Source organism: uncultured Methylobacterium sp., from assembly GCF_964244095.1.
Lineage (GTDB): Bacteria > Pseudomonadota > Alphaproteobacteria > Rhizobiales > Beijerinckiaceae > Methylobacterium.
The window spans coordinates 16,761-30,877 of sequence record NZ_CAXTHR010000038.1; the positions used below are offsets into that span (position 1 = coordinate 16,761).

Consider the following 14,117-nt stretch of genomic DNA (forward strand, 5'->3'; position numbering starts at 1 on the left):
GTCAATCTCCGTCGTTGCGTGGGTACGCCGTGATGACGCGGTAGCCGCGTGCCGCCTGCGCATCATGGACGATGAAGACGCCGACGCCGTAGGTAGTGCGCATGTAAGGTTCGATATCCACCGTGCTATACGCCTCCCGCCCCGTGGGATATCCGAACCGATAGGTCACGAACGAGTCCAGCACTTTTCCTTCCGCGACCGCGTCGACTGTCGCCGCATTGTTCTGGAGCGTCCGGTTTACGAAGTCGTTGGCGGCTTCGCGCGAACTGAATGAGCCGTCGCGCTTCCGGCCGCTACTCACCAATAGGGACCGCGACCGTTCTCGTAGCACCCTTTGCATCATGGCGTCATCGGTCTTGCCAACATGGTCCCTGAGCGTGTGGCCCTGATCTTCCTCCTCTTCGAGATCGACGCGGTACCGGCGATCGTCCCGATCCCCAACTGGAACGATTCGAGCATCGTCACCCGCAGGACGCCCGTCACCTGCGTCCCCGTCCGTCCACTGGCCCCCGTGCGGATTTCCGGCGGGCACGCGGGGCTGGTCGGGATGGTAGGCGCGCAGGAACAGGCGCACCCGCAGGAATGCGACCTCGATGCGGAGCGCGGCGAGCTGCCATCTCATCCGCAGGAGGAAGGTCGCGCTCGCCGGCATGGGATTCGGCCCCTCGTTTCAGCAAGCATTCCTATAAAGGAATATTTGCCCAATTATATACGTGACAAAGCAGGCCGGAACGGCTAAGTTCGCTCCATCGAACGGACCGAACCGCTATGAACCTCTCCGATCCCCGCTTCACCGACGTTGCCGCCGCCCGCGAGTGGCTTGAGAACCAGCGCTGGGCTGACGGTCGGGTTTGCCCTCACTGCGGCAATGCGGATCAGGCCAAGATCAAGGCTCTGGCTGGCAAGGCCCATCGTCCCGGCGTCTACCAGTGCAACGAGTGCCGCGAGCAGTTCACCGTCACGGTCGGCACCGTCATGGAGCGTTCCAAGATCCCACTGAACAAGTGGGTGATGGGCATGCACCTGATGGCGGCGAGCAAGAAGGGCATGTCGGCCCACCAGCTGCACCGCATGCTCGGCGTCACCTACAAGACCGCTTGGTTCATGGCCCACCGCATCCGCGCCGCCATGGCGCCCGATGCGGCGGCTGGTCCGCTTTGCGGCGAAGGCAAGATCGTAGAGGCCGACGAGACCTATTTTGGCAAGACCGAAGAGACGCACGTCTCGCCCCAGCGCAAGGGCAGGCCCTTCACAAAGAAGGGCAAGGGCGGCCCATCCAATAAGCTGGCGATCGTCTCCCTGGTTGAGCGTGGCGGCTCCGTCCGCTCCTTCCATCCTGCCGTTGCAACGAAGGTCGCCGTCACCGACATCGTGAAAGGTAACATCGCCAAAGAGTCGAAGCTGTTCACCGACGAGAGCCGCCTTTACACCGGCCTCTCGGCGCACTTCGGCGAGCACTCCACCGTCAAGCATTCGATTGGCGAGTACGTCCGTGGCGAAGTTCACAGCAACACCATCGAAGGCTACTTTTCGATCTTCAAGCGCGGCATGAAGGGCGTCTATCAGCACTGCGCCGAGAAGCACCTTCACCGCTACCTCGCGGAATTTGACTTCCGCTATAATACCCGCACCAAGCTCGGGTTCTCGGACTACGAGCGCTCCTGCCAGCTTGCCAGGGGCATTGAGGGCAAGCGCCTCACCTATCGGCGGGCTGACGCGACCGGTGGATGCCTACATGGCTGAGAGGCACCTGCGCTGGCTCAAGAAGCATCGCCGGTAGGCTTGGCCTTCCGACCGACGGGCTTCGCTGGCGGCGTCGCCATGAGCCGTCGTGCAATCTGGCCTGCCCGCTCCCAATCCGGGTCCACCTCAATGAGAGGCTTGTCGGCGTCGGTTAGTTCGGGCTTCTTGTGCAGGGGTTTCCCAGTCCCAGGCTCTTTGCTCATTGGCTTATCCCGTTTGGTAATAGGATCGGTTTATCTGACAGTATGTTCGACCCTGCAAATCCGCGCGAGAAAGCATTCTGGCTACCACTCCCCCACGAGTTCGTTGCCGCAATCGGTGCGGTGGCAGCCCAGTGGAGCTATTTCGATATGCAGTTTGATGGCGTCACGACGTTTCTGTCGAGATCGCCTGAATGTGAAAAGATAGCGAACCCTCGGCCATATTCATTTTCGAAACGAGCTAAGCTTTTTAGAAATCTCGCGCGTTTAAATTTTGAAAATTGCGCGCCTTTGGTCGAAAAACTTTCTTCGTTGAGCATCCGCGCCCACGATTTGTGTCAAAAACGCAATGTAGTTGTACATGGATTTTGGTTCGATAGCCGATGGGCAGACGGATACATTACGCTGACGAGCAAAGCCGATGGTACTGGCGACATTTATTCAGTAGATCTGCCTGATGTGTTGCATCTAGCTAGAAATATAGCCGATCTAAGGACGGAACTAGTAGCATTTATATTCGCCGATTGCCACGGTGAGAGTCAATTTGCAACACCGACCGAACAATCTGTTTTGCAAGAATATCGTAGACGTTATCCAGATCCCCCTCAGGTGCTTCCCATTCCTCGTGATCCCAGGCGTGTAGGAACTCCGCAACGACCCGAACCATTTCGGGCGTAGCTCCTGTCGAAAACCTAGCACCATCTGTGATGGCAGGCTTAAAATCCTCGATCTTCGGACCGTCCGCCATGACGAACATCCCTCTGTTTTAACAGCGCAAACGGATCAAGCTTGTGCCACAAAGGGTTGCCCTTGTCTGCTTTGTCACGTATATAATTGGGAATATTTGCTTAAACGCAACCTTACCGGTCGCGCGGCGCCCGACACGCGAACGCCGGAGCCTCGGGGAGGCTCCGGCGCGCGGCCGTCGGAGTGTCGCGGGTCGGGGCTCGCCGCCCCGCGCGGTCAGAGCGAGTAGTACATCGCGAACTCGACCGGGTGCGGCGTCATCTCGTAGCGCATCACCTCCTCCATCTTGAGCGCGATGAACGCGTCGATCTGGTCGTCGCTGAACACGTCGCCGGCCTTGAGGAAGGCGCGGTCGCGGTCGAGACTCGAGAGCGCCTCGCGGAGCGAGCCGCAGACGGTGGGGATCTTCTTCAACTCGCGCGGGGGCAGGTCGTAGAGGTCCTTGTCCATCGGCGCGCCTGGATCGATCCGGTTGAGGATGCCGTCGAGGCCGGCCATCAGCAGCGCCGAGAAGGCGAGGTAGGGGTTGGCCATCGGGTCGGGGAAGCGCACCTCGACGCGCTTGGCCTTCGGGCTCTTCGTCCACGGGATGCGGCAGGCGGCCGAGCGGTTGCGCGCCGAGTAGGCGAGCAGCACCGGCGCCTCGTAGCCGGGCACGAGGCGCTTGTACGAGTTGGTCGAGGGGTTGGTGAAGGCGTTGAGCGCCTTGGCATGCCGGATGATGCCGCCGATGTACCACAGGCATTCCTGCGAGAGGCCGGCATACCTGTCGCCGGCAAACAGCGGCTTGCCGTCCTTCCAGATCGACTGGTGCACGTGCATCCCTGAGCCGTTGTCGCCGAACACGGGTTTGGGCATGAAGGTCGCGGTCTTGCCGAAGCTCTGCGCCACGTTGTGGATGCAGTACTTGTAGATCTGCATGTGGTCGGCGAGCAGCGTCAGGGTGTCGAACTTCATGCCGAGTTCGTGCTGGGCGCTGGCCACCTCGTGGTGGTGCTTCTCCACCGTCACGCCCATGCCCTGCATCGCGGCCAGCATCTCGCCGCGCATGTCCTGCGCCGAATCCTGCGGCGGCACCGGGAAGTAGCCGCCCTTGGTCTGGACCCGGTGGCCGAGGTTGCCCCCCTCGTAGTCGGTGAAGCCGTTGGACGGCAGTTCCGTCGAATCGAGCTGGAAGCCGGTGTGGTAGGGGTCGGCGCCGAACTTCACGTCGTCGAACACGAAGAACTCCGCCTCGGGACCGACGAAGACCGCGTCGCCGATGCCGGTCGACTTCAGGAACGCCTCGGCGCGCTTGGCTGTGCCGCGCGGGTCGCGGGCGTAGGGCGCGCCGGTGGCGGGTTCGAGCACGTCGCAGACGACGACCATCGTCGCTGCGGAGAAGAACGGGTCCATGGTCGCGGTCGTGGGGTCCGGCATCAGCAGCATGTCGGACTCGTTGATCGCCTTCCAGCCGGCGATCGACGAGCCGTCGAACATCGTGCCTTCCTCGAAGATCTCGTCGTCGACGAGGCCGACGTCGAAGGTGACGTGCTGCCACTTGCCGCGCGGGTCCGTGAACCGGAAATCCACGTACTTGACGTCGTTGTCCCGGATCTCCTTCAGGACGTCCGCTGCGGTCTTCATGCTGTGCCTTCTTGCGTGGGAGGTTCGGTCGGCGTCGTCCGGCGGCCCGGCCCACCGCCGCGCCGGGCCGCTCCGAAGAGGCCGCGACGGGCGGTGGAGCCGGCTGCGGCAACTGATATCGCCGGCGCGGACCGCAGGCCACCCGTCGGCGCCGGGAAAATCACGCGCCGGGACGGCCCTGCGGCCCGGTCGCCCTCACGCGGACGTGATCGTGCGGGCCGGGCCGGGCCGGAGGCGACCCGCCGGGAGTGTTTTGCTGGCACATTCCCTGCAAGCCCGGGCTCGGCCGCTTGAGGCCACGAAACGGCTGCGTTTCCTCGGACTTCGCATCGTTAACGGACGAGAGATTCGGAATGACGAAATACAAGCTCGAGTATTTGTGGCTCGACGGGTACACGCCGGTCCCGAACCTTCGCGGCAAGACGCAGATCAAGGACTTCGACGGCTTCCCGACCCTGGAGCAGCTCCCGCTCTGGGGCTTCGACGGCAGCTCGACCTTGCAGGCCGAGGGCGGCAGCTCCGACTGCATGCTGAAGCCCGTGCGCCACTTCCCCGACAGCACCCGCAAGAACGGCGTGCTCGTGATGTGCGAAGTGATGATGCCGGACGGCAAGACCCCGCACCCGTCGAACAAGCGCGCCACCATCCACGACGACCCGGGCGCGTGGTTCGGCTTCGAGCAGGAATACTTCTTCTACAAGGATGGCCGCCCGCTGGGCTTTCCCGCGACCGGCTACCCGGCCCCCCAGGGCCCGTACTATTGCGGCGTCGGTTACAGCGAGGCCGGCAGCATCGCCCGCAAGATCGTCGAGGAGCACCTCGACCTGTGTCTGGACGCCGGCATCAACCACGAGGGCATCAACGCCGAGGTGGCCAAGGGCCAGTGGGAGTTCCAGATCTTCGGCAAGGGTTCCAAGAAGGCCGCCGACGAGATGTGGGTCGCCCGCTACCTGCTCCAGCGCCTGTGCGAGAAGTACGAGATCGACGTCGAGTACCACTGCAAGCCGCTCGGCGACACCGACTGGAACGGCTCGGGCATGCACGCCAACTTCTCGACCACCTACCTCCGGGAGACCGGCGGCAAGGACTACTTCGAGAAGCTGATGGCCGCGTTCAAGGACAACATCGAGGACCACATCGCGGTCTACGGCCCCGACAACCACATGCGGCTCACCGGCAAGCACGAGACCGCGGCGATCGACCAGTTCAGCTACGGCGTGGCCGACCGCGGCGCCTCGATCCGCGTGCCGCACAGCTTCGTCAACAACGACTACAAGGGCTACCTGGAAGATCGCCGCCCCAACAGCCAGGGCGACCCCTACCAGATCGCCTCGCAGATCCTGAAGACGGTCGAGTCGGTCCCGACCACTTGATTTTGGGGGGGGTGAGTTTTCGAGGAATCGAGACGGCGCGGACCTTCGGGTTCGCGCCGTTTTCTTTGCACTGCATACGGAGGGATCGCGGGTCCCTTCTCCCCCTGGAAGCTGCCGGATTCACACATCGCGCAGGGCGGCAACCGCACCCACCCTCCCCGCCCTGCGGGGAGGGTGGGCCTCGCGTGAGCGAGGGTCGGAAGAGGGGAGCGCGTTCTCCGGCAGCGTCGCTCTCCTCCTCCCGACTTAACTCGCGGATCTTCCCTCTCCCGCAGAGGGGAGAGGGAAGATCCGCGCATCGCGCGAACCCGCTGCGAGAGGTGTGAATACGGTAGCGCACGGAAGAGGGGGCCGGTCGGCGCCGCCTGCGGACAGGAGCCTTGGGCCTCACGCCCCGAAGATCGACCAGCCCATCCGCTTGGTGAGCTGCTCCAGCGCGATCCGCCCGAGATGCGAGTTGCCGGCCGCGTCCAGCCCCGGCGCCCACACCGCGATCGAGGCCCGGCCCGGTGCGATCGCCAGGATGCCGCCGCCGACGCCGCTCTTGCCCGGCAGGCCGACCCGGTAGGCGAACTCGCCCGAGCCGTCGTAATGGCCGCAGGTGAGCATCACCGCGTTGATGCGGCGCGCGCGCTCGGGGGGGATCACCGACAGGCCGGTCGCGGGGTTGCGGCCGGAATGGGCCAGGAACCGCGCGGCGGTGGCGAGCTGCCGGCACGACATGCTGATCGCGCAATGGTGGAAGTAGACGCCCAACGTGTAGTCGACCGGGTTCTCGACCACGCCGAACGACTTCATGTAGTTGGCGAGCGCGACGTTGCGGAAGCCGGTGCGCTTCTCCGAGGCCGCCACCGCCTCGTCGATGGCGATCGTCGCGTCGCCGGCGAGCGCCTGCATGAAGCGCAGGATCTCGCCGATCGCCTCCCGCGGCTGGTGGCCCGAGAGGATCACGTCGGTCACCGCGATGGCGCCGGCATTGATGAACGGGTTGCGCGGCACGCCCTGCTCGCGCTCCAACTGGACGATGGAGTTGAACGGGCTCCCCGAGGGCTCGCGCCCGACCCGGCGCCACAGGCGGTCCCCGACCATGCCGAGCGCCAGGGTGAGCGTGAAGACCTTCGAGATGCTCTGGATCGAGAACGGCGTCTCGCTGTCGCCGGCGGCGGCGATGGTCCCGTCGCCATCGATCACCACGAGGCCGAAGGTCTGCGGATCGATCCGGGCGAGTTCCGGGATGTAGCGCGCCACCGCCCCGCGGTCGGGCCGCTGCCGCATCTCGTAGGCGATCTCCTCGACGACGCTGCGCAGATGCGGCGTGACGCTCATCCGGGCGCCGGCCCTGCGCTCAGATCGCGTCCGGCCCGGTCTCGCCGGTGCGGATGCGGATCGCCTCCTCGATCGTCGAGACGAAGATCTTGCCGTCGCCGATGCGGCCGGTCTGGGCCGACTTGCGGATCGCCTCGACGGCGCCCTCGACCAGCGCGTCGGAGAGCACGATCTCGAGCTTCACCTTGGGCAGGAAGTCGACCACGTATTCCGCGCCGCGGTAGAGCTCGGTGTGGCCCTTCTGGCGGCCGAAGCCCTTGGCCTCGATCACGGTGATGCCCTGGAGGCCGACCTCTTGGAGGGCTTCCTTCACTTCGTCGAGCTTGAAGGGCTTGATGATCGCTTCGATCTTCTTCATGCCGAACGGGTCCGACCTGCGCTGCGCTGTCCTCTGATTCCTAACACCCCGCCGGTTCGGCCGCCACGGCGATTTCCGGAGGGAGCGACCGAAACGGCCTCATCGTTTTGCAGCCCATGCAAATCGTTTAGGCAGATAAATCGGGACGGCCGATCGTTTGGGCATCGGCTGGGTGACGCGCGGGCAGCAGGGTGAACGGCACGCGGGGCGGCGGGATCGCGCGATGGACGGCATGCGGCTGCTCACGGTCGAGGCGATGGCGCGGGTCGACGCCGCCGCGGTCGCCGGCGGCGTCCCCGGCATCGCCCTGATGCGGGCGGCCGGCGCGGCGGTGGCGGAGCGCGCCCGCGCGCACCTGCCGCCCGGCGGGCGGGTTCTGGTGCTGTGTGGGCCGGGCAACAACGGCGGCGACGGCTTCGTCGCCGCGCGCCTGCTGGCGCAAGCCGGCCACGCGGTCGATCTCGCGCTCCTCGGGTCGCGCGCGGCGCTGTCGGGCGATGCCGGCCTCGCCGCGGCCGCGTGGGACGGCGCGGTCGCGGATCTGGCCGGAGCCGACCCGGCGCGGGCCGACCTCGTGATCGACGCCCTGTTCGGCGCCGGGCTGTCGCGCCCGGTCGCGGCCGCGCCGCGCGACGCGATCGAGCGGGTCGCCGCCTTCGGCCGGCCGGTGCTCGCGGTCGATGTGCCGAGCGGGCTCGACGGCGACACCGGCGCGGTGCGCGGGATCGCCCTGCGGGCCGTCGAGACCGTGACCTTCGTAGCCCTCAAGCCCGGCCACCTGCTCCAGCCGGGGCGCGCCCTGTGCGGCCGGCTGCATGTCGCCGACATCGGCACCGGCGCGGCCGCCCTGGCCGCAGGGCTTTCCGCCGGCGCGCCGCTGTTCCGCAACGGACCCGAGCTGTGGGCCGCGGCCTTCCCGCGGCTGACGGATGCGAGCCACAAGTACACCCGCGGCCACGCCCTCGTCCTGTCCGGGCCCGCGACCCGCACCGGCGCGGCGCGGCTCGCCGCGCGGGGGGCGCTCCGGGTCGGGGCGGGCCTCGTCACGCTCGCCTCGCCCGAGGGGGCGCTGGCCGAGAACGCCGCCCACCTCGCAGCGATCATGCTGCGCGCGTGCGAGAACGCCGACGACCTCGACGACCTGCTCACCGACGCGCGCATCAACGCGGTGCTCGCCGGCCCCGGCCTCGGCGTCGGCGAAGCGGCCCGCGACCGCGTCGCGGTGGCGGCCGCCGTCGGGCGCGGCCTCGTCCTCGACGCCGACGCGCTGACGAGTTTTTCCGGGCAGGCGGCGCTGCTGGCCGCCCATATCGTCGATGGCGAGGCGAAAGCCGTGCTCACCCCGCACGCGGGCGAATTCGCGAGGCTCTTTGCGGGCACCGACGCCGTGGCGGACGTCGGCAAGCTCGCCCAGGCCCGCCGTGCCGCCGCGATCACGGGGGCGGTCGTGGTGCTCAAGGGCGCCGACACGGTGGTGGCCGCGCCCGACGGCCGCGCCGCGATCAACGACCACGCGACGCCCTGGCTCGGCACCGCCGGCTCCGGCGACGTGCTCGCCGGCCTGATCGCCGGCCTGCTCGCCCAGGGCATGGCGCCGTTCGAGGCGGCGGCCGCCGCCGTCTGGCTGCACGGCGACGCGGGGCTGCGCCACGGGCCGGGGCTGATCGCCGAGGATATCCCGGAGCTGATGCCGGCGGTGCTGGCGGGACTGCTGGCGGGGTTCGGCTCCTGAGCGGATGGTCGTTGATGACGGAATCGATCCGACGGCCCGTTCCGTTCGTTCCCACCCAATCCCTCATCTGAGGTGCGTCCGCGAAGCAGAGGCCTCGAAGGGGCCCTCCAGGGGCCGCCGCGCGATCTGGAGGCTCCTTCGAGGCCCGCTGGCGCGGTCACCCCAGGATGAGGGCGCGGGTGGGAGAAATGCCCCCGCGCGAAGTCTGCGAATCGACCCGGGATGACCGCCCCCCTCACGTCACGTCGAAGCACGTCCACAGCCCCGCGTCGAACCGCTCCAGCACGGTTGCGCTGATCAGCCAGCGGCCGGGATTGTCGGCCTGGAAGGCGATGCGGGCGGTGCGGCCTTCGAGGAGCTGGAAGGTGTCGAGCCAGTAGGGCTCCCAGCCGTCGTCGAGGGGATGGAGCAGGCGGAAGACGTGGCCGTGCAGGTGCAGCGCCTGCGGGAAGGCTGTCTCGTTGCGCAACGCCAGCACCACCACCTGCCCGCGCCTGACCGTGAAGATCGGCGCGAGCCCGGCGGTGGCGCTCGTACCGTTCACGGACCAGATCCGGGCGGGGTCTCCGGAATAGGTCGGCTCGGCCTCAAGCTTGTCCTTGAGGATCGTCGCGCCGCCGGTGATGACCACGTCCCGACGCAGGGCGTTCTGGAGCTTGACCTCCCGCGGCAGCAGCGGGTTCTCGCCGATCGGCCCGATCGGCAGGCGCTTCTCGGTGATGGCCGGGCCCTTGGTGATCACGGTGGCGAGCACCAAGCCCTGGCCGACCAGCGCCGTGATCGAGCCCCGGGCGTCGGCCTCGGCCGGGAGGTCGATCAGGAGGTCGTAGCGGGTGCCCGGGGGGAAGGGCAGGGTCGCGCGTAGGGGCTCGAAGGTGTCGGTCGGCTGGCCGTCGACGGCCGCGACGTAGACCTTCAGCCCCTCGAAGCGGATGCGGGTCGCCCGCGCGTTGCAGGCGTTGCCGAGCCGCACCCGGATGCGGCTGCCGGGACGGGCCTCGAAGGTCGCGGGCACGTCGGCGCCGTTGATCGTGACGCGGTTGCCGAGCCGGCCGTTGCTCGCGGCGAACGCGGTCTGGCCGAAGGGCAGCAACGCCCCGTCGTCCTGGAGCCGCCAATCCTGCATCAGCAGGGTCACGTCGGCCTCCACCGCGGGCGGCGCCTTCTCCTCGACCACGAGGAAGCCGGCCAGGCCCCGGCCGGAGGGCTCGCTCGATCCGCCCACCACCAGGGGCCGCACGATGAAGGTGCCGGCATCCGGCGGCGTGAACTCGTAGATGAAGGCGCCGCCGGCTGCGATCGGCGGCTGCGTCACGCCGCCGACGCCGTCCATGGCGTTGCGGTTGCGCACCCCGTGCCAGTGCAGCGACAGCGGCTTCTCGGTCCGGTTCTCGACGCGCACGCGCACGGCCTCGCCGAGCTTCACCCGCAGCACCGGCGGCGCGGACCGGCCGTCGAAGGACCAGATCGCGGTCTCGGGCGCGGGCTCGGGCTTGAACCGGACCTTGCCCGGGGCGGCGGCGAGGGCTCGCGGTTCAGGGAGCGGAGCGGCCGGCGCTGCTACGGGTGCGGCGGCAGCCGGCTTGGCCGCGTTGCCCTGCGCCCAACCCGCCCGTGGGAGCAGCAGCACGGCCGCGCCGCCCAGCAAAGCCCGGCGCGTGGCGCCGCTGAATCCGGTCGGCGGCGCGGATCGGGCTGGCGGCATGGAACCTCGTGGCGATGGGCGTCCCGGCGACCTGTGCTGGCGTTTCCAGGGCTGCCGCTTGTAGCCCCGCGCTCCGCCCGGCGCCACAGCTTACGGTCCGTAAGTTTTTTGCTGCGGCCCCGGCCCCGCATGCTATAGACCCGCCCTCCGGCGGCCGGACGCGCGCCGGGCATCGGCGCTCGCGGGCGTGGCGGAACTGGTAGACGCGCGGGATTTAGGTTCCCGTGTCGCAAGACGTGGGGGTTCGAGCCCCTCCGCCCGCACCAGGCCCGCCGTCGGGAACGGATCGGCTGATCCCCGGGAGGATGCCGCCCGCCCCGCCGGACGCCCTTGGCCGCGCGCGCCCGCCGCCCCGTACCGGACCCCGCGCATCCGACCAGCCCCGCGGGGCCGCGTGCGGGTCTCGCGCCGACGATCACACGGACTTTGAGAGCGACGACGATGCAGGTGACCGAGACACACTCCGAGGGGCTGAAGCGCACGTTTCAGGTGTCGCTGGCCGCGAGCGAACTCGAGGACCGCCTGAACACCGAACTCTCGGGCATGAAGGACAAGGTGCAGCTCAAGGGCTTCCGCCCGGGCAAGGTGCCGGTGGCGCACCTGCGCAAGGTCTACGGCCGTTCGGTGATGGCCGACGTGGTGCAGAACGCCGTCAACGAAGCCAACCAGAAGATCGTGGCCGACAACGGCCTGAAGCTCGCTCTGGAGCCGCAGATCGAGTTCCCCTCCGACCAGTCGGTGGTGGAGAAGGCGTTGGACGCCAAGGCCGACCTCTCGTTCAAGGTGGCGCTGGAGGTTCTGCCGAGCTTCGCGCTCGCCGACCTCTCCGACGTGAGCCTGACCAAGCTCGTCGCCACCCCCTCCGACGCGGACGTGAACGCGGCGCTGGAGCGCATGGCCGGCCAGAGCCGGCCGTTCACCGAGCGCGACGCGGGCGCGGCGGCCGAGAGCGGCGACCGCGTCACCATCGACTTCGTCGGCCGCATCGACGGCACCGAATTCGAGGGCGGCAAGGGCGAGGGCATCGACCTCGAACTCGGCTCCGGCTCGTTTATCCCAGGCTTCGAGGAGCAGCTCGTCGGCGCCAAGGTCGGCGAGCAGCGCCGCGTGAGCGCGAGCTTCCCGGAGACCTACGGCGCCGAGGCGCTGGCCGGGAAGGCGGCCGAGTTCGACGTGACCGTCACCAAGATCCAGGCGCCGGGCGAGGCGAGGATCGACGACGACTTCGCCAAGGGCATGGGGATGGACTCCCTCGACAAGCTGAAGGAGGCCGTGGCGAAGGCGATCGGCACCGACTACGAGGCAGCCTCGCGGCGCAAGCTCAAGAAGGCGCTCCTCGACGCGCTCGACGGCCGCTACGCCTTCGACCTGCCGCCCTCGCTGGTCGCGCAGGAATTCGCCAGCGTCTGGGCGCAGGTCGAGCAGGACCTCAAGACCCGCGAGAAGACCTTCGCCGACGAGGGCACCACCGAGGAGAAGGCGTCGGCCGAGTACCGCAAGATCGCCGAGCGCCGCGTGCGCCTCGGCTTGGTGCTTGCGCAGGTCGGCGAGAGCGCCGATATCAAGGTCTCCGACGAGGAGGTGAACCAGGCCCTCATCGCCCGGGTCCGGCAGTTCCCGGGCCAGGAGCAGCAGGTCTGGGATTTCTACCGGAAGAATGCCCAGGCGCTCGCCGAGCTTCGCGCGCCGCTGTTCGAGGAGAAGGTCGTCGATCACGTCCTCGCGCAGGTCCAACTCGTCGAGGAGCCCGTCTCGAAAGAGGCGCTGTTTGCCGACGAAGAGGCGGAAGCCGGTGACGCCGAGAACGAGAAGGCCGACGACACGTCGGTCGAGTCGAAGGCCGACTGAGCCCGCGCCCGACGTGACGGCAGCGGGCCTTATGGTTAGGCGGCGTTAAGGATCGCCGTTGTTCGCTGACCTGCCCGGCCACCCGCGTGATTCGCGCGGGGCCGGGCCCCTTGGAGCCTGGGGCCATGATGAGAGATCCGATCGACGTCTACAACAACGCGCTCGTGCCGATGGTGGTCGAGCAGTCGAGCCGCGGCGAGCGCGCGTTCGACATCTACTCGCGGCTGCTGCGCGAGCGGATCATCTTCCTCACCGGACCGGTGGAGGATTACGGCGCCTCGCTGATCGTCGCCCAGCTCCTGTTCCTCGAGGCCGAGAACCCCAAGAAGGAGATTTCCTTCTACATCAACTCGCCCGGCGGCGTGGTGACCTCGGGCCTGTCGATCTACGACACCATGCAGTTCATCCGCTGCCCGGTGACGACCTTGTGCGTCGGCCAGGCCGCCTCGATGGGCTCGCTCCTGCTCACCGCCGGCGAGCCGGGGCACCGCTTCGCCCTGCCCAACGCTCGGATCATGGTCCACCAGCCGTCCGGCGGCTTCCAGGGCCAGGCCACCGACATCCTGATCCACGCCCGCGAGATCGAGGCGCTGAAGAAGCGCCTCAACGAGATCTACGTGAAGCACACCGGCCGCGAGTACGACGCCATCGTGACCGCGCTCGAGCGCGACAACTTCATGACCGCCGACGCAGCCCGGGAGTTCGGGCTGATTGACGAGGTCATCCAGAAGCGGCCGGAGCCGGCCGCGGCCTGACGCGCATCCGCGCCCGCCCGTCCCGGCCGGGCGCGCTGCGGCGCTCGCGGCCTTGATCCCGCGGCGGCCGCGTGTTTGCATCGGGGATCGCACGGACCCCTGGTATGGGCCCTTGCTACGGACCCTGGCAAAGCCGCGCAGGTGACTTTTTCTTTAGGCGGATTCCCTTACCTGTGAACGATGCGCGTGCGCCCCGGGCTGGCAGCGCACGAGACGATCGGAGACCGACATGAGCAAGACTGGCGGCAACGACTCGAAGAGCACGCTGTACTGCTCGTTTTGCGGCAAGAGCCAGCACGAGGTCCGCAAGCTGATCGCGGGCCCGACGGTGTTCATCTGCGACGAGTGCGTCGAGCTGTGCATGGACATCATCCGGGAGGAGTCGAAGTCCTCGCTGGTGAAGTCGCGCGACGGCGTTCCGACGCCGAAGGAGATCCGGCGGGTGCTGGACGACTACGTCATCGGCCAGGACTTCGCCAAGAAGGTCCTCTCGGTGGCCGTGCACAACCACTACAAGCGTTTGGCGCACGCGACGAAGCACAACGACGTCGAACTCGCCAAATCCAACATCATGCTGATCGGCCCGACGGGCTCGGGCAAGACGCTGCTGGCGCAGACGCTCGCCCGCATCCTCGACGTGCCCTTCACCATGGCCGACGCGACGACGCTGACGGAGGCCGGCTACGTCGGCGAGGACGTCGAGA

General features: G+C 67.8%; 12 protein-coding genes and 1 tRNA gene. 8 read left to right on the plus strand and 5 right to left on the minus strand.

Annotated elements, in window-relative coordinates; translation table 11 throughout:
- Window position 1 precedes the first annotated feature (1 nt).
- Entirely contained in the window at window positions 2-652 is a 651-nt protein-coding gene (locus tag ACFE86_RS08560; RefSeq protein WP_375454907.1) for an RNase A-like domain-containing protein, read from the minus strand.
- Window positions 653-768: 116 nt separating this feature from the next.
- On the opposite strand from ACFE86_RS08560, the gene ACFE86_RS08565 reads away from it, so the two are divergent.
- A complete protein-coding gene (locus ACFE86_RS08565; RefSeq protein WP_375454908.1) occupies window positions 769-1,743 on the plus strand; it encodes an IS1595 family transposase in 975 nt (324 codons plus the stop codon).
- Between the two features lie 245 nt (window positions 1,744-1,988).
- Window positions 1,989-2,621 (plus strand): hypothetical protein, encoded by a 633-nt coding sequence (locus ACFE86_RS08570; protein ID WP_375454909.1) that lies wholly within the window; start codon window positions 1,989-1,991, stop codon window positions 2,619-2,621.
- A 285-nt stretch (window positions 2,622-2,906) separates the two neighbouring features.
- On the opposite strand, the gene glnA is transcribed toward ACFE86_RS08570, so the two are convergent.
- Entirely contained in the window at window positions 2,907-4,316 is a 1,410-nt protein-coding gene (glnA, locus tag ACFE86_RS08575; RefSeq protein ID WP_375454910.1) for a type I glutamate--ammonia ligase, read from the minus strand.
- A gap of 353 nt (window positions 4,317-4,669) precedes the next feature.
- Between glnA and ACFE86_RS08580 the strand changes: the two genes are divergently transcribed.
- Window positions 4,670-5,689: a glutamine synthetase beta-grasp domain-containing protein gene (locus ACFE86_RS08580; protein ID WP_375454911.1), complete on the plus strand. Its 1,020-nt coding sequence runs from the start codon at window positions 4,670-4,672 to the stop codon at window positions 5,687-5,689.
- A gap of 387 nt (window positions 5,690-6,076) precedes the next feature.
- Here the strand turns inward: ACFE86_RS08580 and ACFE86_RS08585 are convergent, their stop codons facing one another.
- Entirely contained in the window at window positions 6,077-7,015 is a 939-nt protein-coding gene (locus ACFE86_RS08585; RefSeq protein WP_375454912.1) for a glutaminase, read from the minus strand.
- Window positions 7,016-7,034: 19 nt separating this feature from the next.
- A complete protein-coding gene (locus ACFE86_RS08590; RefSeq protein WP_147727910.1) occupies window positions 7,035-7,373 on the minus strand; it encodes a P-II family nitrogen regulator in 339 nt (112 codons plus the stop codon).
- A gap of 232 nt (window positions 7,374-7,605) precedes the next feature.
- On the opposite strand from ACFE86_RS08590, the gene ACFE86_RS08595 reads away from it, so the two are divergent.
- Window positions 7,606-9,105 (plus strand): NAD(P)H-hydrate dehydratase, encoded by a 1,500-nt coding sequence (locus ACFE86_RS08595; protein WP_375454916.1) that lies wholly within the window; start codon window positions 7,606-7,608, stop codon window positions 9,103-9,105.
- A gap of 235 nt (window positions 9,106-9,340) precedes the next feature.
- Here the strand turns inward: ACFE86_RS08595 and ACFE86_RS08600 are convergent, their stop codons facing one another.
- Window positions 9,341-10,810: a multicopper oxidase family protein gene (locus tag ACFE86_RS08600; RefSeq protein ID WP_375454913.1), complete on the minus strand. Its 1,470-nt coding sequence runs from the start codon at window positions 10,808-10,810 to the stop codon at window positions 9,341-9,343.
- Window positions 10,811-10,991: 181 nt separating this feature from the next.
- Here ACFE86_RS08600 and ACFE86_RS08605 point away from each other — a divergent pair.
- The 4 genes from ACFE86_RS08605 to ACFE86_RS08620 form a co-directional block, all read left to right on the plus strand.
- Window positions 10,992-11,076: transfer RNA gene (locus ACFE86_RS08605), tRNA-Leu, on the plus strand.
- Window positions 11,077-11,251: 175 nt separating this feature from the next.
- Entirely contained in the window at window positions 11,252-12,658 is a 1,407-nt protein-coding gene (gene tig, locus ACFE86_RS08610) for a trigger factor (RefSeq protein WP_375454914.1), read from the plus strand.
- A gap of 128 nt (window positions 12,659-12,786) precedes the next feature.
- Window positions 12,787-13,413 carry an ATP-dependent Clp protease proteolytic subunit gene (locus tag ACFE86_RS08615; protein ID WP_375454917.1) on the plus strand — a complete coding sequence of 209 codons (627 nt, stop codon included), beginning with the start codon at window positions 12,787-12,789 and terminating at the stop codon, window positions 13,411-13,413.
- A 229-nt stretch (window positions 13,414-13,642) separates the two neighbouring features.
- The coding region (locus tag ACFE86_RS08620; protein WP_375454915.1) for a ClpX C4-type zinc finger protein at window positions 13,643-14,117 on the plus strand (475 nt) is incomplete at its 3' end.